This is a genomic window from Streptomyces sp. NPDC018029 (assembly GCF_044327655.1).
Classification (GTDB): domain Bacteria; phylum Actinomycetota; class Actinomycetes; order Streptomycetales; family Streptomycetaceae; genus Streptomyces.
In genome coordinates this window covers 14,769-36,625 of record NZ_JBIRFV010000010.1, presented here as the reverse complement: position 1 = coordinate 36,625, position 21,857 = coordinate 14,769, and the positions used below count along the sequence as shown (strand labels likewise).

The following is a 21,857-nucleotide window of genomic DNA, read 5'->3' as shown; positions in this document are numbered from 1 at the left end:
CATGAAGATCAATGGAATCGAACTGCGCCGGATCGCGATGCCCCTGCGGGCACCGTTCCGGACCTCCTTCGGCGTCGAGACCGCCCGCGACGTCCTCCTCGTGCGCGTAGTCACGCCCGACAGCGAGGGGTGGGGCGAGTGCGTGGCGATGTCCGAGCCCCGCTACTGCTCCGAGTACGTCGACGGCGCGGCCGACGTGCTGCGCCGCTTCCTCATCCCCGCGCTGCCCGCCGACGCGGACGCCCACGCGGTCAAGCGCGCCATGAAGCCGTTCAAGGGCCACAAGATGGCCAAGGCGGCACTGGAGACGGCTGTCCTGGATGCCCAACTGCGCGCCTCGGGCCAGTCGTTCGGCTCGTTCCTCGGCGCCGAGCGCGAGCGCGTACCGTGCGGCGTCTCGGTCGGCATCATGGATTCGGTCCCCGAACTCCTCGACGCCGTGGCCGGGTTCATCGATGAGGGCTACGTCCGCATCAAGCTCAAGATCGAACCGGGCTGGGACATCGACGCGGTCCGCGCGGTGCGGGAGCGGTTCGGCGACGACCTGCTCCTCCAAGTAGACGCGAACGCCGCCTACACCCTGGCCGACGCCCGCCATCTCGCCAAGCTCGACGCCTTCGACCTCCTCCTCATCGAGCAGCCACTGGCCGACGACGACCTGGTCCAGCACGCCGCGCTCGCCAAGCAGCTGCGCACGCCCGTCTGTCTGGACGAGTCGATCGAATCCGCCGAGGACGCCGCCGCGGCCCTCACCCTCGGAGCCGCGTCGATCATCAACATCAAGCCGGGCCGCGTCGGCGGCTATCTGGAGGCCAAGGCCATCCACGACCTGTGCGTGGCCCACGGCGTCCCGGTGTGGTGCGGCGGCATGCTGGAGACCGGCCTCGGCCGCGCGGCGAACGTCGCCCTGGCCGCGCTGCCCGGCTTCACCCTGCCCGGCGACACCTCCGGCTCGAGCCGCTACTTCGCCACGGACGTCACCGAGCCCTTCGAGCTCGCCGAAGGCCACCTCGATATCCCCACCGCGCCGGGACTCGGCGTCGATCCGGTCAGCGAGATCCTGGAGCGGGTGACCACGGCCAAGGAGTGGATCACCCCTGGACGTCCGAGGGGCGCATCAACCGCAGTCGGAGCATGAGGGCGAAGCGCGTCGCGGGATCCCGCAGATCGACCCGCGCCACCTCGGCGGCCCGCCGGATGCGGTAGCGGAAGGTGTTGGGGTGGACGAACACGCTCGCCGACGCGGCGACGACGTCGCCGAAGGCGTCCAGCCACGCGCGGAGCGTCTCGACCAGGTGCGAGCGATGGCGGGCGTCGTACTCCACGAGCCGGGCCACCGGCCCGAGCAGCTCGTCCCCCTGCACCGCGGCCATGTCCCGCAGATCCAGCAGCAGCGCGTCGATGTACACGTCGCCGATCGAGGCCACGCGTCTGCGGCTCCGGCCGCTCTCGTCGGGCTGGTCGCTTTGGCCGTGCCGACTGTGCTGGGCGCTCTGGCCGCTCTGGTCGTTCCGGTCGCCGGGGCCGCTCATCAGCACCCGCAGAGCCCGGTCCGCCCGCGTCCTCGACCGGCTGAGGGCCGACGGGTCGGTGGCCACCGACCCGATGCCGATCACCACCTGGGAGCGTTTGCCGGCCCGCTCCACGAAATTGGCGGCGATCTGCACCGCCCGCTCCTGACCGGCCTCCGGGTCTGCCGGCACCGGCACGATGGCATAGGCCACGTCGCCCAGCAGCGCGAGAGCCGACCTGGGCTGCACGGCATTGAGGTGGATGCCCAGGGCACTGGTCAGCCGCTGCCGTTCGGCAGCGAGGTGCGCATGGTCGCCCCGCTGCCCTCTGAGACCCATGGCCATCACCACCGTGGGCTCCTCCACGAGCCCCAGCCGGTCCAGGGCATCGGCCGCGCCCATGCCGCCCTCCAGGACCGTGCTCACGAGATCGGCCCGCAGCCGGTTCTGCGCGTCGGCGCCCGCCCGGTGGCGCAGCAGGTGCAGCGCGACGAGCTTGGCGGCGTCCTGGAACGCCTGCTCGCGATCGGGGGTCAACGGCTCCTCGACCGCGGCCCACACCGACCCCAGGAACTCGTCGCCGGCGCGCACCGCGACGGCCACCCGTGGCAGGGCGGTCTCCCCCTCCTCGATCGTGGCCGGGGCGATGTGCACAGGGCGGTCACTGCGGTACAGCTCGCTGAAGACTCCCCGGCTCTCCAGGATCCGCAGGTATCCGTCGGGCACCCGGCGGGCCAGGATCGTGGCGACGCGCGCCTGGTCCGCCTCGTCCTGACGGCCGGAGAAGGCCAGGATGCGCTGACGGCGGTCCTCGATCGTGATCGGTGCGTCCAGCAGTGTCGCGACGGCATTGGCCAGCGCGAACAGATCACCGGAAGGAACCCCTCCCAGCGACTCCACGCCCGGGTCCCCGATGTCCCCCTCGGTGAGCAGCGTCCGCAGGAGCTCCGTCAGCTGCGACCAAGACGCGCCCTGCGTCAAGCTGATCAGTACCACACCAGAGGCTGCCGCCGCGGCTGCCAGCGCCTCGTCGCGCTCCACCGGACCGCGCACCACCAGGGCAGCCGCGCCGTGCAGGCCCAGCTCCCGCAGGAGCCGGGTGATCTCCTCCGTCCCGTAGACCCCGACGCCCAACACGATGGCGCGCGGCGGGTACGTGACCTCGTCCCCCGGGTCGTGGATGACGACGCCGCCCACCTCATCGGTCGGCTCAGGACTTCCGTGCACGAGGTCGAGCAAGGCAGGGCTGAAGTCCTCCATCACACGGACAAGACTGGTGCGAGGGTTCAACGGCATGTCACTGATCACCACCTCAGGCTAAGAGGCCGACCATCACCCGCGTTCGTACAGGCGAACAAGTCCAGGGATGGGGGATCGTCGGCTCATACCAGTGCGACGGCCCGAGCCAGACGGACGGCACAGCCCTGGGGGAGGTGACATCGCCCTGAAGAAGCCGGTCCGGAATACTGCTCGCCCATGGATGAGGTCAACGTCGTCGTCGCCCATTCCGAACGCGCGACCCTGCGCGTCGGCGACGTGTTCCTGAAGGTGGACGCCGATCAGGCGCGCATCGACGTCGAGGTCGAGGCGATGGCGCTGGCACCGGTCCCGACCCCGGAGGTCCTGTGGCGCAAGCCGCCCGTACTCGCGATCGCCGCGCTCCGGGGGACGACGCTCGGCCGCCTCGGCGAGCCGTCGACCGCGTCGCCGACGGCATGGTCCGCGGCGGGCGCCGCCATCAGGAAGGTGCACGACGCACCCTTGCCTCCCTGGCCCGGCCGGGCCGGCCGGAGCCGTGACGAGCTGACGGCGGAACTCGACGGCGAGTGCGAGTGGCTCGTGACGAACGGCGTCCTGCCCGCCGACCTGGTCACCCGCAACCGCAGGATCGCCGAGGCCGCGCTCCGGCCGTGGACTCCGGCGTTCACGCACGGCGACCTCCAGATCGCTCACGTATTCGTCGACGGAGACGAGATCACGGGCATCATCGACTGGTCCGAAGCGGGCCAGGGCGACGCTCTGTACGACCTCGCCACCTTCACGCTCGGACAGGAGGAACGCCTCGGCGACGTCATCGCCGGCTACGGCACCGACGTCGACGTCGAAGTGGTCCGCGCGTGGTGGTCGTTGCGCAGCCTGCTGGCGGTTCGCTGGCTGGCCGAGCACGGCTTCGACCCGACCGCGCCGGGCTGTGAGGTCGACGTGCTCAAGTCCCGGATGTGAGACCGCACAGGCAACCGGCCCTCAGCAGCTGTCTTTGCATCACGGACACGCACCCGTAGGCGCGGCCGGTCCATGCGTCCGATCAGCGATCCAACCTCACTGTGCCGGTCAGGGCGATGAGGAATCGTTGAGGTGAGCTGTTGTCGGGCTGCCCCGGCCCGCCCCGGCGTGCCCCGCCCGGCGTGCCCCGCCCCGGCGTTCCGGCGGAGCGCCCGTTCAGTCGCGCACCGCACCGCGCTTCGCGCCCCGTTTCCAGTTCCGGCGCACCTCCTCGCGCTGGCGCGCGTCGATGCGCTCCGCGATCCACTCGTTCTCGTTCGTGAGCTTGCGGTAACTCTCCAGACGCCGCTGGGAGAGCTCGCCGTCCGCCACCGCCGCCAGGACGGCGCAGCGCGGTTCCGCGGTGTGTGAGCAGTCGTGGAAGCGGCAGGAATCCGCCAGGTCCTCGACGTCCGAGAAGAGCAAGGAGAGGCCGTGCGCGGCGTCCCACAGGCCGACGCCGCGCAGGCCGGGGGTGTCGATCAGGGTGCCGCCCCCGGGGAGTACGAGCAGATCGCGACGGGTCGTGGTGTGCCTGCCCTTTCCGTCGCTGTCCCGCGCGGCCTTGACCTCCTGGAGATCCTGGCCGACGAGCACATTGGCGAGGGTGGACTTGCCCGCGCCGGACTGGCCGAGCAGCACCGACGTGCCGTCGGACAGCCGGGCCGCCAGTTCGTCCAGGCCCGCACCGGTCCGTGCGCTGACGGCGAGGACCGGCACGTCGGGAGCGGCATCGCGGATGTCCTCCGACAGGAAGCGCAGCGTCTCCGGTTCGTGGATCAGATCGGACTTGGTCATCACGACCATGGGCTGTGCCCCGCACTCCCATGCGAGGGCGAGGAAGCGTTCGACCCTCTCCAACTCCAGTTCCACGGCGAGTGAGATGGCGATCACCGCGTAGTCGATGTTGGTCGCGAGGACCTGGCCTTCGGACCGCTTGGACGAGGTGGACCGCACGAACGCGGTACGGCGAGGCAGCAGGACCCGCACGGCGGCCGGGTCGGCCTCGGGGTCCAGGGCCACCCAGTCACCGGCGCAGACGGCCCACATGGGGTCACGTGAGGCGACGGGTGCCGGGTCGGCGTCCAGGGTCAGGACCGAGGAGCCGTCCGCGGCGAGCGTCACCACCTCGCAGCGGCCGCGGTCCACGCGGACGACGCGCCCGGGCAGCAGCCCCTTGGGCGCGTAGGGGGCGAAATCTGCTTCGACCCTGTCGTTCCAGCCGTACTCCGCGAGTGGATGGGAGTCGGCGAGTGGATGAGAAGCAGCAAGTTCTGTCAACGGATTAGCCCTTCGAGAAGCCGCGTGGTCGGAGCCTACCGACGGGGCCGGTCGATGCCAACAGAACAACTGCCGTGCCACACCTGTAATCACTCCGCTTATGCCGGGCTAAGTCCCTGCGTTGAGGGGAGTTCAACACTGAGCCGGAACAGACAGCAACGCATCGTGCGCATGGGGCCGCCGCCAATTACCCTTACGTTTCCGTGACATGGACTTCCCTTCCGATTGCTCCCGATACGGAACATGCCGCCGTGCTGCGTAATGGAAACGTGACGTGGTTCCGGGTGCCCCAGAAGCCCGGCTTCCTCCAATAGTTGGGCGCCAGGGTGGGAAAATCGAAGGAGGCAGGCAACTTCATGCGTGGTGTCGGGAGAATCAGATGGGCCGCGGGGGTCGCGGCCCTCGCCATGGCGGCGACGGCTTGTGGCGGAGAAAGCCAGAGCCAGGGATCTGCCGATGGCGGAACCTTCCGATTCGGTCTGACCGAACCGGTCTCGATCGACCCGGGGCTCGCGTCGGAGACCACGGGACTGATTGTCTCCGAGGTGGTGTTCACCGGTCTGTACCGCGTGAATCACAAGGGTGAGATGGAGCCTCGGCTCGCCACGGCGGCCACGACCAACGACGACTGCACGCAGTGGAAGTTCTCGGTCAAGAGCGGCACGAAGTTCACCAATGGTGAGCCCGTGGACGCGGCGGCCTTCGTGCGCGGCTGGAACCGTTCGGTGAACCCGGAGCTGGCCTCCGACGTGTCGTACCACCTCGACGGGATCGTCGGATACGAGAAGGTGCGCAGCGGAAAGGCGAAGGAGCTCAGCGGGCTGTCCGCGCCCGATGCCACTTCGCTGCGGGTCAAACTCGCCGCGAGCGACTGCGAGTTCGACAAGAAGACCGCGCACACGGTGTTCAGCCCGATCCCCAAGGCGGCCGGAACCGGCGAGAACAAGAAATTCGCCGATGAGCCGATCGGGAACGGCCCGTTCAAGATGGCGGGCAAGTGGGACCACAACAAGAAGATCTCGCTGGTACGCAACGACGGCTACGGCCTCGAGAAGGCCAAGATCGGCCGGGTGGACATCACCCTGCTCAACGATCAGAGCATGTTCGACCTCGAGTACCAGGGATTCCAGACCGGCCTCTTCGACTACGCACACGTCCCGCCGGGCCAACTGAGGGCTGCCGAGGCCAAGTTCAAGCCCGCGGGCAAGTGGGTGACGCAGGATGTCAACGGCATGAACTATCTGCTGCCGATCACCGATCAGGGGCCGCTCAAGAGCCGTGACGCCCGCCTCGCGATCTCGTACGCCATCGACCGCCAGGCCATCACCAAGGGGCTCTACAAGGGTTACCAGCGGCCGGCGTCCTCGATCATTCCGCCCGCGCTGCCCAAGTCGTACCAGGACGGGCTCTGTGCCTCCTGCCTGAAGCCCGACGCCAAGAAGGCCAAGGAGCACGCGAAGGCGGCGGGTCTCAAGCCGGGTACCGAGCTGTCCCTCGTGTTCAACACGGGCGTCGGACACGACCAGTGGATCCAGGCCGTGGGCAAGCAGCTCGAGGACACGCTCGGGCTCAAGGTGAAGCTCCGGGGCAAATCCTTCAGGGAAGGGCTCGAGGCCGAACAGAGCGCGGACGCCACGGGACTGTTCCGGTACTCGTGGGGCGCCGACTACCCCACGCCCGACAACTACCTGTACCCGCTCCTGCACTCCGGTTCCATCGCCAAGGACAAGAGCGGTGAGGTCATGGGCGACAACCGCAGCCGCTACAGCAATCTGAAATTCGACAAACTCGTCGACAAGGCGCGCGCCACGAAGGACGAGAAGAAGCGGATACGCCTCTACAAGCAGGCCGAGAAGGTGGCCATGGACGACATGGCTCTCATCCCCACCTTCCACCGGTCCGAGTACAGGCTGGCGGCGAAGGACAAGTTCAACGGGCTCGATGTCCTTTCCTTCGGAGAGTCGCCGATACTCGAGGGGCTTTCACTGAAGTAGCGCACGGGGGAGCACGAGAGGTGAAGTGAAGAAGCGGCACAGGGGAGAGGACACTTTATGGGGCGCTTTGTTGCCCGTCGTTTCGGGCAGATGCTGATCGTCCTCATAGGAGCGACCGTCGTTCTCTTCATTTGCCTCTTCGTGCTCCCGGGCGACCCGGTCGGCTCGCTGGCCGGCGGTGGTGAGAATGCCCATGATCCGGTGGTCGTGGCCCAGTTGCAGGAGCGCTACGGCCTGGGCAAGCCGTACTACGAGCAGTACTTCAACTACGTCAGCAGGCTGCTCTCCGGCGACCTCGGCGAGGACTACGTGCAGCGACGCGAAGTCAGCGAGATCCTCGCGCCGAAGCTGGTGAACACCGCACAGCTCGCACTGGCCGCCATCGTCATCAATATCGCCGTCGGAGTTCCCGTCGGCGTGCTGGCGGCCCTGCGCAAGTACAGCGTCTGGGACGTCTCGGCGACCTTCGTCTCCACGCTGACCATCGGCTTCCCCACCTTCGTGGTCGGGTTCCTGCTGCAGAAGTTCTTCGTCGTCGAGCTGGGCTGGTTCCCGCTCCTGAGCGACGGCACCATCAAGTCCCTGGCGCTGCCCGCGGTGACACTGGCCATCGTCGACGCGGCGCTCGTGGCCCGGCTGATGCGCGGGACGATGCTGGAAGTGCTCCAGGCGGACTACATCAAGACGGCCGTCGCCAAGGGGCTGCCGCGCAGAACGGTGCTGGTCAAGCACGTGCTGCGGAACAGCATCATCCCCGTCGTCACCTATCTCGGCATCTCCCTCGGCCTGCTGATGGGCGGCGCCCTGATCGCCGAGGCGATCTTCAACTGGGACGGGGTCGGACTCGCGCTGGTCAACGCGGTCCGTCAGCAGAACAACCCGATCGTCCTGGGCGTGGTGACGTATGGGGTCGCTGTCTTCGTCTTCCTGAGCCTGTTGGTGGACCTCTTGTGCGCGGCCCTGGACCCACGCATCCGGGAAAGCTGACCGCCTGAACTTCCGCCGGCCCGACCGTGACTCCGGCCCCGACGAAGGAACCTCCATGAGCGAACTGACCAAGGGGCCGGTGGTCCTGCCCGACAGGCCGTCAGCGGCGGCCCCGGCAACCGAGGAGACCCCGCCGCGGGCGGGCGCCGACGCGGGGGAGGGGGACGACGCCGGAGCCGCGGGGCTTCCGCAGACCACCTACTGGCGGGTCGTGCGCGCCCGGTTCCTGCAGAACCGGCTCGCCGTGGTCGGCCTCGTCATCGTGGTGGGCCTGGTGCTGACCGCCGCCGTGGGCCCCTTGCTCGCACCCCACGACCCGTCCACGCAGGACCTCGACCACACCATGGAGGGGCCGTCCGGCGAACACTGGTTCGGCACGGACGGCCTTGGCCGTGACCTGCTCTCCCGGCTGATCGCGGGCACCCGCCTCGCCCTGCTGATCGGGCTGGCCTCCATCGTGCTGACCTGCGCGATCGGCGTCACGCTCGGTGCGCTCGCGGGGTATGCGGGCAAGTGGGTCGACGCGGTGATCATGCGGACCGCGGATGTGTTCCTGGCCTTCCCGCTGCTCGTCGGCGCCATCGCGATCATCCTGGTGACGGGGCAGGGTGTCTGGCCGGTCATCGCCGCGCTGGCCCTGTTCTCGTGGGCGACGGTGGCCCGCCTGCTGCGCAGTTCGATGCTCTCCGTACGAGAGGCGGACTACGTCGCCGCGGCCCGGGCCCTCGGCGCCGGGCACACCCGGATCGTGCTGCGGCACATCCTCCCCAACTCGATGACACCGGTCCTCGTCTACGCCGCCTTCAACACCGGCACGGCGATCGTCAGCGTCGCCTCGCTCTCCTTCCTGGGGATCGGCGTCGCCCCGGGCGTCCCGGAGTGGGGGAACATCCTCGCCGACGGCCGGCAGTTCATCGGCGTCAGCGATCACCTCTGGGCGTTCCCCAGCGTCGCGATCGTCCTGACCGTGCTCGCCTTCGTCTTCGTCGGTGACGGTCTGCGCGACGCCCTCGACCCGAAGCTGCACTGAGAAAGGCGCACGTGACGACCATCGACAAGACCATGAGCGTTCCGGAGCCGCGTGCCGGTGCCGGTGCCGGTGCCGGGGGCAGTGCCCGGCTGCTCGAACTGCGTGATCTGCACGTCGAGTTCCACACCCGTGAGGGCGTGGTCAAGGCCGTCAATGGCGTCAACTACAGCGTGGACGCGGGTGAAACGCTCGCTGTCCTCGGTGAGTCGGGCTCCGGCAAGTCGGTGACGGCCCAGGCCATCATGGGCATCCTCGACATGCCGCCCGGCAGGATCCCGCAGGGGGAGATTCTCTTCCGTGGGCAGGACATGCTGAAGATGTCCGGCGAGGAGCGCAGGAAGATCCGCGGCCGGAAGATCGCGATGATCTTCCAGGACGCGCTGTCGTCGCTGAATCCGGTGCTCTCGGTGGGCTATCAGCTCGGTGAGATGTTCCGGGTGCACGAGGGCATGGGCCGCAAGGAGGCCAAGGCCAAGGCCATCGAGCTGATGGAGAAGGTCAAGATCCCGGCGGCCAAGGAGCGGGTGAACGACTACCCGCACCAGTTCTCCGGCGGTATGCGCCAGCGCATCATGATCGCGATGGCGCTCGCCCTGGAGCCGGACCTGATCATCGCGGACGAGCCGACCACGGCGCTGGATGTGACGGTGCAGGCCCAGGTGATGGACCTGCTGGCGGAGTTGCAGCGCGAGTACAACGTGGGTCTGATCCTGATCACCCATGACCTGGGTGTGGTCGCCGATGTGGCGGACAAGATCGCGGTGATGTACGCGGGCCGGATCGTGGAGACGGCGCCGGTGCACGAGCTGTACAAGCGTCCCGCGCACCCCTACACCCGTGGTCTGCTGGACTCGATCCCGCGCCTGGACCAGAAGGGCCAGGAGCTCTACGCGATCAAGGGTCTGCCGCCCAACCTGCTCAAGATCCCCGGGGGGTGTGCGTTCAACCCGCGCTGTCCCAAGGCGCAGGACATCTGCCGCACGGAGATCCCGGCGCTGGTGCCGGTCACCGAGCAGGACGGCGCCCAGCTGCCGGGCCGCGGCAGCGCGTGCCACTTCTGGAAGGAGACGATCCATGGCTGAGCCGCTCAAGAAGTCCGAGGGGCCTCAGGAGGAGACGCCGAACGTCTCCGCGGTGGAAACCGTCGAGGTGAGCACCGCCGAGGAGGCCGTCGCGGCCATCGAGGCGCCGGTGGAGCGCGGTGAGCCGATCCTGCAGGTCCGCAACCTGGTCAAGCACTTCCCGCTCACCCAGGGCATCTTGATCAAGAAGCAGATCGGTGCGGTCAAGGCGGTCGACGGGATCTCCTTCGACCTGTACCAGGGCGAGACGCTGGGCATCGTGGGCGAGTCGGGGTGTGGCAAGTCCACGGTCGCCAAGCTTTTGATGACCCTGGAGCGGGCCACGGCCGGCGAGGTCTTCTACAAGGGCCAGGACATCACCAAGCTGTCCGGGCGGGCGCTGAAGGCGGTCCGCCGCAACATCCAGATGGTGTTCCAGGACCCCTACACCTCCCTGAACCCGCGGATGACGGTGGGTGACATCATCGGGGAGCCCTTCGAGATCCACCCCGAGGTGGCCCCGAAGGGCTCGCGCCGCCAGAAGGTCCAGGACCTGCTGGATGTGGTGGGCCTGAACCCGGAGTACATCAACCGCTATCCGCACCAGTTCTCCGGCGGGCAGCGCCAGCGCATCGGCATCGCCCGCGGCCTGGCCCTCAACCCCGAGATCATCATCTGCGACGAGCCGGTCTCGGCCCTGGACGTGTCCGTCCAGGCCCAGGTCATCAACCTGATGGAGAAGCTCCAGGACGAGTTCAACCTCTCCTACCTCTTCATCGCGCACGACCTGTCGATCGTCCGGCACATCTCGGACCGGGTGGGCGTGATGTATCTCGGCAAGATGGCCGAGATCGGCTCCGACGAGCAGATCTACGAACACCCCACCCACCCCTACACCCAGGCCCTGCTCTCCGCGGTCCCCGTCCCGGACCCCGAGGCCCGCGAGGGCCGCGAACGGATCATTTTGACGGGCGACGTGCCGTCCCCCGCCAACCCGCCCTCGGGCTGCCGCTTCCGCACCCGCTGCTGGAAGGCGGAGGACAAGTGCGCGAAGGAAACCCCGCTGCTGGCGATCCCGGAGCGCTTCGTCGGCAAGGACACCCCGGCCGCACACGAATCGGCGTGCCACTTCGCCGAGGAGAAAGCAGTACTCATCGGCGAGTAGCGAGTCTGTCGTGCCGTGTCGAATCGGGGAGAAAAGCTAGTACGGCAGCGGGACATGAGACTCCGTCGAACCGCTGAGGGATCAGCCGTCGGCTGTCGCCATCTGCATCACCCCTGAGCGGTAGGCGAACGAGACCAATTGGGCCCGGTCCCTGAGCTCGAGCTTGTTCCGCAGCCGGTACACGTGCGTCCGTACCGTGGCGATGCCGATGGCGAGGTCCACCGCGACTTGTTCCGTCGACCTGCCGCGCGCGATGAGCGAGAGCACCTGCCGCTCCCGCGGCGTCAGGGCGGCCGCCACGGGCTGCAGACCTCCTTCCGGACGGCTGTCCTGCCGGCGGAACCAGCTGACGAGACGCTCGGCGACCCGGGGCGCCAGCATCATCTGTCCCCGCGCAGCGGCGTGCACCGCCGAGACCATTTCCGCGTGGTCGACCTCTTTGACCAGAAGTCCGGTCACGCCCGCGTGCAGCAGCGCGGAGATGACGTCGTCGCTGTCGTCCATGGTGAAGGCGACGATGCGCGGAGCAGGGGAGATGTCCTCCTTGCGGAGTCTTTTGATCATTTCCAGGCCGGAAAGGCCGTCCAGCGCGAGGCTGGTGATGATGACGTGCGGACGGCGTGTCCTGGCAATCATCATCGCGTGGATCCCGGAATCCGTGGAATCGATGACGCGAATGTCTTCTTCGGGCGCCAGAATCGCACTGATCCCGTTTCGCACAATGGGCAGTTGATCGCAGATGAGTACGTTGATCGGCATGGTCCCCGTTTCGCTTCTCGTGTCTGGGGACATGAGAAGGCGTACGGTATTGATGCCGAAATCACGCACGCATGACCGTACGGCGTCCGGGCAGACGACTGCCTCTGGACGCGACGGCGTACGGCTTGATTTCCCCCCGGTTGGTCTTCCCCCGTCCCGCATCCTCCTCGGCTAGTGACCGAGGAGGTTTGGTTGGTGTAGACCCTGCCGACTCTCGCTGTGCAGGTCAAGGCTTGAGTTTCCCTGGACAGTGTGCTTTTGAGGCCGCCCGAGCGGAATTCCCCGAAGCTTCGGAGCCGTTGTGATCAAGCCACCGCGTCAGGACGGAGAACCGGCCTCGGTCTGTGGCCGCAACTCGGCGAGCTTGCCGTCCGATTTCTGATCCTCATGTACCGCCTCCAGATTGCGGGCATCTCGGACCACGAACAGCAGTGCGGGTGTAAGGAACATCCATATCGCGCCCACAATGAGTACGGTCGTCGTGGACGTCAGACCGCCGGCGGGGCCGACGAGGGCCTGCCCGACGGGCAGCAGCCCGATGCTGCCCAGCCACTCGTACGAACTGACTCTGCTCAGCGAGCCGATGGGGACGTTCTGCTGCATAGCGGTCAGCGAGAAGACGTTGAACATCGAGAGGCCGATGTTGCTGATGACCGCGGCGACAGCGATCACGGGCACCGGCGCGAGCAGCGCGATGGCCAGGAGCTGCAGACCGTAGAGACCGAGCGGTATGAAGGACGCGCGCATGATGAAGCGCGGCCGCATGCGGAGCGCGATCACGCCGCCCAGGATCGAACCGAGCCCGGTGCACGCGCTGATGATCGCCCAGGCGGACGCGCCACCGAGGTCGTCACGGGCCAGGGCGGGGCCGAACACCTGCCAGGCGGGGAGCACGAGGAGGTGGAACGAGGCGGCCCACGCCACCATGGTCCACAGCCACGTCCGGGACTTGAACTCGCCCCAGCCCAGCTTGAGGTCGTTGATGATCGACGAGGCCTTCTCCGTCTCCTCCTGGTCCGCGGCGGACGCGGGCGCGAGACGGATGAGGTACAGCGCGGCCGCGCTGACGGCGAAGGTCGCCGCGTCGAAGATCAGAGCGGCGCCGGGGGAGAACAGCACGACCAGGACACCGGCGATGGCCGGGCCGACGGTGTACGCCGTGTTCTCACTGAGCCCCATCAGCCCGTTCGCCCTGTGCAGTTGCGCAGGCTTGACGACCTCGGGAAGCAGGCCCGTGGCGGCCGGGTGGAAGAAGGCTCCCGCGGTTCCCGCGATGAACTGCAGCGCGACCATCGTCGGCAGCGACGCCGTGCCCGTGAGCAACATGACGCCCTGCGCCAGCTGGGACAGGAAGCAGGCCGCGTCGCACAGGAGCATCAGGCGCCGGCGGGACATGCGGTCGGCGATGACTCCCCCGAGCAGGAGCAGCAGCACGGTGGGTATCACCCGCGCGGCGAGCACCAGGCCGAGGGCCGTGGCGGAGTCGGTCAGCTCGAGGACGGCGAAGGCGAGGGCGACCGGCACGATCGCGTCGCCGATGATCGAGCTCGTCTGGCCTATGTAGAGAAGTCTGAACTCGCGATGACCGACCAGTTCTCGCAGTTCCCCCCTGCGGGCCTTTCGTCGTTGTGTCGGCCCGTCTGCGGAACTGTTCATGTCGTCCTTTCGTGAGTGGGTGCCTGCGCGGCCGAACCGTCCGGCTCTGTTTCCTGCGCGGCCAGGAGGGCGTCCAGCTGATCGGGGTCCATCGCCGCCATCAGCTCCGCGGTCACGGCCTGCGCGAGCTGCGCGACAGTGGGCCCTTCGAGGAGTACGCGGACTTGCAGTCGCACACCGAAGTCACGCCGCACCCTTGCCATCAGGCGGATGGCGAGCAGCGAGTCCCCACCGATGTCGAAGAAGTCGTCGTGGATGCCGACGCGCCGACGGGACAGCACATGGCTGAAGGTGTCCGCGATGCCCCCCTCGATGTCGTCGCGCGGCTGGTCGGCCGGCTCGGCATCGTCCCATGTTCTTGCCGGTGGCGGGAGTTGAGTCGGGTCGAGCTTGCCGTTGGGCGTTGTGGGGAGGGCGGCGAGGGGGGTGATCGTGGCGGGGACCATGTGCGGCGGCAAGTGCTGTGCGAGGTGGCCGTGGAGGGTTTTGAGGGTGACCGAGGTGGCCGGGACGTCCGGGGCCAGGACCGTGTACGCGGCGAGCTGCGGGTGCGTCGGGTCGCCGCGGTCGAGCGTGACCGCGGCGGTGTGGACGCCCGGGTGCGCGAGGAGGGTCCGCTCGATCTCGCCGGGTTCGATGCGGAAGCCGCGGAGCTTGATCTGGTGGTCGCTGCGGCCGTGGTGGTGGAGCCGGCCGTCGGGGGTGCGGTGGGCCAGGTCGCCGGTGCGGTAGAGGCGCCCGCCGGGCACGTGAGGGTCGGGCAGGAAGCGGTTGGCGGTCAGGTCCGGGCGGTTGAGGTAGCCCTTGGTGACGCCGGGCCCGGAGACGTACATCTCGGCGATCGCGTCGTCGGCGACGGGGCGGAGCTGCTCGTCCAGGAGGTGGACGGTGAGGTCCGGCAGAGGAGTGCCGATGGGGGTGCCGTGCGGCCGGGGTTCGCTGAGGTCGGCCGGGGTGAGGCGGTGGTGGGTGACGTGCACGGTGGTCTCGGTGATGCCGTACATGTTGACCAGGAAGGGGGCTTCGGTGCCGTAGTGCGCGGCCCAGTCGACGAGTTGGGCGGGCTGGAGGGCCTCGCCGCCGAAGACGATGTGGCGCAGGCCCGTGGGGCCGTAGCCGGCGCGGGCCGCCGCGCGCGCCAGGTGCGCGAACGCGGTGGGTGTCTGCGACAGCATGGTGACCTGCTGCTCGCCGATCAGGCGCCACATGGCGTCCGGGTCGCGGGTGGTGGCATAGGGCACGACGTGGACGCGGCCGCCGTGCAGCAGCGCGCCGTAGATCTCCCACACCGAGAAGTCGAACGCGGCCGAGTGGAACATCGTCCACACGTCGGTCTCGTCGAAGCCGAAGAGGTCCTTCGACGTGGAGAAGAGCCGCAGCAGGTTGTCGTGGCTGACCGCCACTCCCTTGGGGCGGCCCGTGGAGCCGGAGGTGTAGATGACGTACGCGGTGTCCAGCGCCGATACCCGCGTCCACCCGCCGTCGGCGTCCTCCGTGCCGTCATCGGGAGCGGCCGAGACGTCGAGGTCGACGAACGCGCCGCCGACCCCGGCGAACGTCTCCGCGAGCCGCCCCGGAGCCGCGACCGCCACACACCCGGCGTCCGCCACCGTCATCCGCAGCCGCTCACTCGGATAGCCCGGGTCCAAGGGGACGTAGCCCGCGCCCGTCCGCAGGGCCGCCACGAGCGCGACGATCAGGCCCACACCCCGGTCCGTACACACCGCCACCAGGGAGCCGCGTCCCACGCCCGCCGCCCGCAGCCGCCGGGCGAGCGCCTCCGACCGGCGGTCCAGCTCCGCGTACGACAACGACTGCGCGCCGTCGGAGACCGCTGTGCGCTCCGGCCACCGGCCCACCACCTCCGCCAGCACCCCGCACACGCCCGTGGCGCTGTGCCCTGCCGGATTCTCGGACGCGTTCAACACGGCTGTTCCCCTTTTTCTGACGGTTGGGTCGGTCACTCGGAAGCGGTGGCGACCCAGACGAAGTCCTCGGATTCCGGCGCGTAAGGAGTGCGCTCGTAATCCCCGTACTCGTGCTCGATGCGGAAGCCCGCCTGCTCCAGCAACGCGCGGATTTCCGGCGGGAACCGGTAGATGTTCCTGCGGATGTCGTGGCGGCGTTCCAGCACGAGGCCCTGCTCGTCGAGGATTTCGCTCACCCGGCGACGGGTTATGCTCTGCTTCTCGAAGTCGAAGGTGCTGTAGTCCCACAGGGCGATCCGGCGGCCCGTACGCGGGTGACGGATCTCGTCGACGAAAAGCTGACGATTGTGGTAATTGGTGAAGTCCGCTTCCTGGAAGACCGGGACTCCCGCGACGAAACGCGCCCCCGGCAGCATGTGCCTGCGAATGGTGGCAAGCGCCGCCAGCCAGTCCTCGTCGGTTTCCAGGTGGAACATGGTCTGACCGCCGGCGAGGACGACGTTGAACCGCTCGCCGAGGTCGAAATCGCGCAGGTCGCCCTCGACCAGACCGACCCGCTCCTCGGGCACGCCGGACTCCGACAGATTGACCCGGCCCTGGGCCAGCATCGACGGGGAGCGGTCAACGCCCACCGCGCGGTCGACGTGTGCCATGCAGGGCAGCAATACCCGGCCCGTGCCGCAGCCGATTTCGAGCAGCGGGCCGCCGAATTCCTTGGCCTGGGTCAGCAGGAAGGGCAGATCGAAGCTGTTCAGATCGGCCCAGAGAACGTCGTAGATTTCCGCTTCGTGGAGGTAGTCGTCTTCGGTCCCGGTCACCGGTACTCCTGAGTTTCGTTGACGGTGTGCAGCAGAATGCGGGCGATGTCGTGCACGGTCTTCCCGGACAGCAGACTGAAGTGGTCGCCGGGGAGGGGATGCCGCCGCAGCGGAACCCCCGTGCACAGGGGCTGCCAAGTGTCCGGACGGACGTCCGATGCGTCGGCGTGGAACAGCGTCACCTGCCCGTGATGGGCGCCCGGCGTGTGCCGCTGCATGGCTCTGGTGGCATGGGCGAACACCGCGTACCGGCTGCGGAGTTCCGCGGTGGCGAGCCCGAGGCCGAGCCCCTGATCCGCCAGCCCGCGGGCCGCGCGCTCCAACGCCTGGGGCACGGGTGCGTGCCAGACGGAGTCCGGCAGCGGCACACCGTCGGTCTCGGCGCCGCTCGAACCGAGCAGGTCCTCGACGAACGCCCGCAGCGTCTCCGCCTGGGACCACGGGCCGGTCGCGGCCGGCCACGGCGCGCTGTCGATGAGCGCGACCGGAACGGTCCGCCCGGTCGCGGCGGCGTGGCGGCGCGCCATTTCGTGCGCGACCAGGCCACCGAAGGACCAACCGCCCAGGAGCGCGGAGTGCGCCACCCCGTGCTCGCCGAGCAGGTCGAGATAGTGCTGGGCCAACTCCGGTACGGTCGGCGGGTGTTCCCGGGAGAGGGTCTCGTCGGCGGCGATCGCCCAGACCGGACGCGGTCCTTCGAGGAGCCGGGCGAGCATCCCGTAGCAGAAGACCCCGCCACCGATGGGGTGGGTGAGCACGATCGGATCGGTGCGCCCGGCCGCGCCCTCCCGCAGGACGATCACGCCGCCCGACGAAGGGGCCGCCTCGGGCGGCGCGGTGGCCGCGCCGGACGGCCGGGCCTGCTCCCGCTCCCGGAGCATGCGCAGATACAGCTCGCGCTGGGCCGGGGACAGCGCCTTGATGCGCTCGTCCACGGAAGGCGTACTACCGTCTCGCGTCACTGATCCACTTTCGTTCGCCCCGGCTCCTCTGCTCCCTTTCGTGTGCCGCTACGGCTGGGAGAGCGCTTCCTCGGGCCGCAGGCGCCGCTCGTACAGGTAGGTATAGAAGGGGAGTTCTTCCCGGTGGTAGTCGGCGAGCAGCGGGTTGCTCTCGACCGTGTCCGCGTATTTCTTGGTGCTCTTCACGAAGCCGTCGGTGGCGCTGGCGTCCTGGTGCCAGCGCGCCGTCAGCTGCCACTCGGAGGGCATGCCGGGGGACCAGGAGAGCGTGGTGGGGTCGAACGGAAGGCCGACCCGCTCGCAGTACGCCCGCACGGTCGCCTCCGGCCGTTCGATGAGGTCGTCGGAGTCGACTATGACGGGCTCGGCTCCCTGAGCCTCCGCGACCGCCACGTAGATCTCCTGGAGCCGGGCGAACCCGACCTCCTCGCGGCGCAGTTCGGGATTGAGCGCGTAGTGCGACGCGATGACCTCGGCAGGGTCCCGGATGATGAAGGTGTGGCACACCTCGCGCAGGAATTCCTGATCTTCGAGCACGCCCGGGTAACGGAAATCGGTGGTGTCCTTGAAGAACAGTCTCGATTTCGCTCCCATATCCCCGATGGCGGCGATGAGTTCGGCCTCGGAGTGCACCACCCGGCCTCCTACCTCCGCGGAACCGAAGTCCGCGAGACGGGAAAAGGGCTCGTGCAGGGCGAGGACGTCGTCCCGCCCCATCATCATGCGCAGGAACGCGGTCGAGCGGGAGCGGGGCGCACTCCACAAGGCGATGACCTGCGCCCCCGAACCTCCGCCGCGCAGCGAGTCGTTCATGTCCGGCTCCTCTTCTTGACGGCACGGTCACCGTGGTCCGCCGCTGCTCATGGGGCAGCCGCGGCCAGCAAGCAGACTAATCCAGGGGCCGGATCGCGGAATAGTGAATGGCTTTACGCGGTCGTTCATCGCTGAGCCACAGTGGGGTAAGCGTCACGCTTACCCGGAACAAGCACCGATGGTGAGGACAGTCCCCGGATCCTCTCTTTATCGTTCCGAATCGGTACCCGAAGTCCGGCCGAATGGAGATCTGCCATGAGCGAGCTGGTCAAGAGACTGGCCAAACTGCCCGAGAGTCGCCGGGCAGAGTTCCTCGCGCAGCTCCGCTCGGGAGCCGAGGGCCGGCGAAGCCAGGAACTGACTGCCAGGGACACACAGGAGCCCGCGCCCCTGTCCCATGCGCAGGAGACCCTCTGGTTCATCGACCGGCTCGCACCCGGCCGGGCCACGTACAACGTCGCCAGCAGCTTCCGCATCAGGGGAGCCCTCGACGTCCCCGCCCTTCGCCGGGCGTTGCGGACCGTGGTCGACCGCCACGAGACCCTGCGCACGTCGCTGGTCGACACGCACTCCGGCCCGGTGCAGCGCGTGCTGCCCGTGGACGACCCCCGGGTCGGGGTGCCGCTCACCGTGCGGGACCTCTCCGCCGCCCCGGAGGGCGCCGAGGCCGCCCGGAACTTCGCCACCGAGCTGGCACGCACCCCCTTCGACCTCACCGAAGCGCCTCTGTGGCGTGCGGAGCTGGCGCTCCTCGGCGAGGACGACCACCTCTTCGTCTTCGTGGTCCACCACGTCGTGTTCGACGGCTGGTCGGCCGGCGTCTTCGCGGACGAGCTCTCCGCCGCCTACGCCGCCGAAGACCTGGCCCCCCTCGCCGTCCAGTACGGCGACTACGCGGACTGGCAGCGGCGCCGCCTCACCGGTGACACCTACGAAGAGCTGACCGGGTACTGGCGCGAGCGGCTCACCGGCGCCCCCACCCTGGAACTTCCCACCGACCGGGCCCGGCCCCCGGAGACGACGTACGACGGCACCTACCTGCGCCGGGTCCTCGCCCCTGACCTCACGGGCCCCGTGGCGCGGCTCGCCCGCTCCTGCGGGGTCACCCCCTACGTGGTCCACCTCTCGGCCTTCCTGCTGCTCATGCACCGCTACAGCGGCCAGGACGACGTCGTCATCGGCACGCCCACGGCCAACCGCGACCAGGTCGAGGTCGAGCGGCTGATCGGCTTCTTCGTCAACATGCTGCCGCTGCGCGCCGACCTGTCGGGCGCCCCGAGCTTCCGCGAGCTCGTCGAACGCGTCGGCGCCCTGGTGCGTGAGGACTTCGCGCACGGCGAGCTGCCCTTCGAGAAGATCGTGGAGGTGGCGCGGCCCCGCCGCGACCCGTCGCGTTCCCCGCTGTTCCAGGTCGTGTTCGCCTTCCACAACACCGACGACAAGGGACTCGGACTGCCGGGCCTCGACGTCCGCCAGGAATACCTCGACGCCGGCACCTCCCGCTTCGACCTGAGCTGGAACGTCACCGAGCGCCCCGAAGGCAGCGCCGTGGAGGCCGAGTTCAACACCGACCTCTTCGACGCCGAGACCGTCGAGGGGTTGCTCTCCCACTACGAGCGCGCCCTCACCGCGGTCCTCGCCGACCCCGACCTGACGGTCTCCAGGACCCCGCTGCTCACGCCGGCGGCCCGCGAGGAGATGGTGACGAGGTGGCGCGGCCCCGCCCTCGCCGTGCCCGACCTCTCGGTCCCCGCGCTGTTCGAGGAACGGGTGCGGGCCACCCCGCACGCCGTGGCCCTGGCCGTCGGCACGGAACGGCTGACCTACGCCGAGCTCAACGAGCGGGCGAACCGGCTGGCCCGGGTGGTGCGGGCACGCGGCGCGGCGCCCGGTGAGCGGGTGGCGCTGTGTCTGCGCCGTACGCCCGACCTGATCGCGGGTGTCCTCGCGGTGCTCAAGTCCGGTGCCGCGTACGTGCCGGTCGACCCCGGCTACCCGGCGGCCCGGATGGCCACCATCCTCGACGACGCCGCGCCCGTCGCCGTGCTCGCCCACGAGGAGTGTGCCGGGAGCCTGCCCGGTGGCCACGACGTGCTCGTCCTGGAGCACCTCGCGGACGAGCTGGCCGCTCAGCACGGCGACGACCCGGCGTACGAGGTCTCCCCATCGGATGTCGCGTACGTCCTGTACACCTCCGGCACGACCGGCCGCCCCAAGGGCGTGCTCATCGAGCACCACTCGGTGACCGGCTTCGTCGAGGCAGCGCGGCACCTCTTCGACATCACCCCCGACGACCGCGTACTGGGCTACGCGTCGGCGAACTTCGATGTCTCCGTCGGCGAGACGTTCAACGCGCTGCTCACCGGAGCACAGTTGCACCTGGTGCCGGACGACGTGCGGCTGGACGTGGGTCTGCTCCAGGAGTTGCTGGAGAAGGAGCGCATCTCCCTCGTCGATCTGCCGCCCGCGGTCCTGGCCCTCCTCGACCCCGACCGCCTGCCCGATCTGCGCATCGTCTTCGTCGGTGGCGAGGCCTTCCCCGGCGAGCTGGTGAACCGCTGGAACCGGGACGGCCACCGCTTCTTCAACGGCTACGGGCCGACGGAGTGCACGGTCACCATGGTCGTCCACGAATGCCCCGGGCACTGGGACGCCTCCCCGCCGATCGGCCTGCCCATCGCCAACCACGTGGCACACATCCTGGACGAGCACCTGGAGCCGGTGCCCTACGGCGTGATCGGCGAACTCCTCGTGGGCGGCGAAGGCCTGACGCGCGGATATCTCGGAGCCCCCGAGCTGACCCGCGAGAAGGTGATCGCCGACCCGTTCGACAGCACCGCGGACGGCCGCCTCTACCACACCGGTGACCTGGTGCGCAGGCGCCGTGACGGCAGCCTCGTCTTCGTCGGGCGCAAGGACCAGCAGGTGAAGATCCGCGGCCTGCGCATCGAACTCGGTGACGTGGAAGCCGCGTTGGCCACCTGCCCCGGCGTCAGCCAGGTGGCCGTCGTGCCCTGGGCGGACCCGCACGGCGAGCGGCACCTGGTGGCCTACACCGCCTCCTCGGGCGCCACCGTCGAAGCGGCGGAGCTGCGGACCCACGCGGCCGCCCGGCTGCCCGGCTACATGGTGCCGTCCTTCTTCGTCACACTGGACGCGCTGCCGCTCACGGTCAGCGGCAAGGTCGACCAGCGGGCCCTGCCGGACCCCGACCCGGACCACCTCGCCGCACGGGAGACCGGCGGCGCCCTTCCCCGCACGGAGACCGAGCGCGTCCTCGCCGAGGAGGTCTTCGCCAAGGCTCTGCGGCAGGAGCGGGTCGGCGTGCACGACGACTTCTTCGCGATCGGCGGCAACAGCCTCCAGGCCGCGTCGCTCATGTCGCTGCTCTCCGAACGCTTCCAGGTACGGGTCGGCCTCGCGGAGTTCTTCCGCTCGCCCACGGTCGCCCACCTCGCGGAGACCGTCGACCGGCTGCGCGCCCAGGCCGACGGCAGCGATGACCTGCTCGCCCTGATCGAGGGGATGTCCGACGAGGACGCGACCCGCCTCATGGACGAGGACGCGACCCGTCTAGAGGACGCCGGGGACAGGCAGAGCTGACCCGGTGACACGGACCGTACGAACGAG

General features: G+C 69.0%; 16 protein-coding genes. 8 read left to right on the top strand and 8 right to left on the bottom strand.

What is annotated here, in order from left to right:
• The first annotated feature begins 1 nt into the window (after position 1).
• On the top strand, positions 2-1,138 hold the full coding sequence (gene menC, locus ACH4D5_RS28565) for an o-succinylbenzoate synthase (protein WP_398307887.1): 1,137 nt from the start codon (positions 2-4) through the stop codon (positions 1,136-1,138).
• On the opposite strand, the gene ACH4D5_RS28560 is transcribed toward menC, so the two are convergent.
• Positions 1,092-2,807 carry a PucR family transcriptional regulator gene (locus tag ACH4D5_RS28560; RefSeq protein ID WP_398307885.1) on the bottom strand — a complete coding sequence of 572 codons (1,716 nt, stop codon included), beginning with the start codon at positions 2,805-2,807 and terminating at the stop codon, positions 1,092-1,094. The two genes, menC and ACH4D5_RS28560, sit on opposite strands and share 47 nt — an antisense overlap.
• Positions 2,808-2,987: 180 nt before the next feature.
• Between ACH4D5_RS28560 and ACH4D5_RS28555 the strand changes: the two genes are divergently transcribed.
• A complete protein-coding gene (locus ACH4D5_RS28555; RefSeq protein WP_398307883.1) occupies positions 2,988-3,734 on the top strand; it encodes a phosphotransferase family protein in 747 nt (248 codons plus the stop codon).
• A 216-nt stretch (positions 3,735-3,950) separates the two neighbouring features.
• Here ACH4D5_RS28555 and rsgA read toward each other — a convergent pair whose 3' ends face one another.
• Positions 3,951-5,054, bottom strand: coding sequence for a ribosome small subunit-dependent GTPase A (gene rsgA, locus ACH4D5_RS28550; RefSeq protein WP_398307881.1), 1,104 nt, complete (start codon positions 5,052-5,054; stop codon positions 3,951-3,953).
• Between the two features lie 587 nt (positions 5,055-5,641).
• Here rsgA and ACH4D5_RS28545 point away from each other — a divergent pair.
• Genes ACH4D5_RS28545 through ACH4D5_RS28525 form a run of 5 tightly spaced genes read left to right on the top strand, consistent with a single transcriptional unit; the run spans position 5,642 to position 11,291 of the window.
• Positions 5,642-7,048: an ABC transporter substrate-binding protein gene (locus ACH4D5_RS28545; RefSeq protein ID WP_398307879.1), complete on the top strand. Its 1,407-nt coding sequence runs from the start codon at positions 5,642-5,644 to the stop codon at positions 7,046-7,048.
• Between the two features lie 57 nt (positions 7,049-7,105).
• Complete coding sequence (locus ACH4D5_RS28540; protein WP_398307877.1) at positions 7,106-8,035, top strand: ABC transporter permease; 930 nt, start codon at positions 7,106-7,108, stop codon at positions 8,033-8,035.
• A gap of 55 nt (positions 8,036-8,090) precedes the next feature.
• The gene (locus ACH4D5_RS28535; RefSeq protein ID WP_398307875.1) at positions 8,091-9,065 is read left to right on the top strand and encodes an ABC transporter permease; all 975 of its coding nucleotides are present in this window, start codon (positions 8,091-8,093) and stop codon (positions 9,063-9,065) included.
• Between the two features lie 11 nt (positions 9,066-9,076).
• Positions 9,077-10,147, top strand: a complete 1,071-nt coding sequence (locus tag ACH4D5_RS28530) for an ABC transporter ATP-binding protein (protein ID WP_398307873.1) — start codon at positions 9,077-9,079, stop codon at positions 10,145-10,147.
• Positions 10,140-11,291, top strand: coding sequence for an ABC transporter ATP-binding protein (locus ACH4D5_RS28525; protein WP_398307871.1), 1,152 nt, complete (start codon positions 10,140-10,142; stop codon positions 11,289-11,291). The genes ACH4D5_RS28530 and ACH4D5_RS28525 overlap by 8 nt, the downstream gene beginning before the upstream one ends.
• Before the next feature lie 81 nt (positions 11,292-11,372).
• On the opposite strand, the gene ACH4D5_RS28520 is transcribed toward ACH4D5_RS28525, so the two are convergent.
• The 6 genes from ACH4D5_RS28520 to ACH4D5_RS28495 all read right to left on the bottom strand — a co-directional run bounded on the left by ACH4D5_RS28520 (position 11,373) and on the right by ACH4D5_RS28495 (position 18,227).
• Positions 11,373-12,050 (bottom strand): response regulator, encoded by a 678-nt coding sequence (locus tag ACH4D5_RS28520; protein WP_398307869.1) that lies wholly within the window; start codon positions 12,048-12,050, stop codon positions 11,373-11,375.
• 318 nt (positions 12,051-12,368) lie between these two features.
• A complete protein-coding gene (locus ACH4D5_RS28515; protein WP_398307867.1) occupies positions 12,369-13,706 on the bottom strand; it encodes an MFS transporter in 1,338 nt (445 codons plus the stop codon).
• A complete protein-coding gene (locus ACH4D5_RS28510) occupies positions 13,703-15,634 on the bottom strand; it encodes an amino acid adenylation domain-containing protein (RefSeq protein WP_398307865.1) in 1,932 nt (643 codons plus the stop codon). Before ACH4D5_RS28510 ends, ACH4D5_RS28515 begins: the two co-directional genes overlap by 4 nt.
• 32 nt (positions 15,635-15,666) lie before the next feature.
• Positions 15,667-16,452: a class I SAM-dependent methyltransferase gene (locus ACH4D5_RS28505; protein ID WP_398307863.1), complete on the bottom strand. Its 786-nt coding sequence runs from the start codon at positions 16,450-16,452 to the stop codon at positions 15,667-15,669.
• A complete protein-coding gene (locus tag ACH4D5_RS28500; protein WP_398307861.1) occupies positions 16,449-17,387 on the bottom strand; it encodes a thioesterase domain-containing protein in 939 nt (312 codons plus the stop codon). Before ACH4D5_RS28500 ends, ACH4D5_RS28505 begins: the two co-directional genes overlap by 4 nt.
• A 75-nt stretch (positions 17,388-17,462) precedes the next feature.
• Positions 17,463-18,227 carry a sulfotransferase family protein gene (locus ACH4D5_RS28495; RefSeq protein ID WP_398307860.1) on the bottom strand — a complete coding sequence of 255 codons (765 nt, stop codon included), beginning with the start codon at positions 18,225-18,227 and terminating at the stop codon, positions 17,463-17,465.
• Between the two features lie 255 nt (positions 18,228-18,482).
• On the opposite strand from ACH4D5_RS28495, the gene ACH4D5_RS28490 reads away from it, so the two are divergent.
• Complete coding sequence (locus ACH4D5_RS28490; RefSeq protein WP_398307858.1) at positions 18,483-21,830, top strand: amino acid adenylation domain-containing protein; 3,348 nt, start codon at positions 18,483-18,485, stop codon at positions 21,828-21,830.
• The last annotated feature ends 27 nt before the right edge of the window (positions 21,831-21,857 follow it).

Excerpts from the sequence above, each read along its gene's own strand:
- ACH4D5_RS28540 (WP_398307877.1), top strand. The coding sequence starts at position 7,106 with ATGGGGCGCTTTGTTGCCCGTCGTTTCGGGCAGATGCTGATCGTCCTC.
- ACH4D5_RS28490 (WP_398307858.1), top strand. The coding sequence starts at position 18,483 with ATGAGCGAGCTGGTCAAGAGACTGGCCAAACTGCCCGAGAGTCGCCGG.
- ACH4D5_RS28495 (WP_398307860.1), bottom strand. The coding sequence starts at position 18,227 with ATGAACGACTCGCTGCGCGGCGGAGGTTCGGGGGCGCAGGTCATCGCC.
- ACH4D5_RS28520 (WP_398307869.1), bottom strand. The coding sequence starts at position 12,050 with ATGCCGATCAACGTACTCATCTGCGATCAACTGCCCATTGTGCGAAAC.
- menC (WP_398307887.1), top strand. The coding sequence starts at position 2 with ATGAAGATCAATGGAATCGAACTGCGCCGGATCGCGATGCCCCTGCGG.
- ACH4D5_RS28515 (WP_398307867.1), bottom strand. The coding sequence starts at position 13,706 with ATGAACAGTTCCGCAGACGGGCCGACACAACGACGAAAGGCCCGCAGG.
- ACH4D5_RS28525 (WP_398307871.1), top strand. The coding sequence starts at position 10,140 with ATGGCTGAGCCGCTCAAGAAGTCCGAGGGGCCTCAGGAGGAGACGCCG.
- ACH4D5_RS28555 (WP_398307883.1), top strand. The coding sequence starts at position 2,988 with ATGGATGAGGTCAACGTCGTCGTCGCCCATTCCGAACGCGCGACCCTG.
- ACH4D5_RS28535 (WP_398307875.1), top strand. The coding sequence starts at position 8,091 with ATGAGCGAACTGACCAAGGGGCCGGTGGTCCTGCCCGACAGGCCGTCA.
- ACH4D5_RS28560 (WP_398307885.1), bottom strand. The coding sequence starts at position 2,807 with ATGCCGTTGAACCCTCGCACCAGTCTTGTCCGTGTGATGGAGGACTTC.
- ACH4D5_RS28545 (WP_398307879.1), top strand. The coding sequence starts at position 5,642 with ATGGAGCCTCGGCTCGCCACGGCGGCCACGACCAACGACGACTGCACG.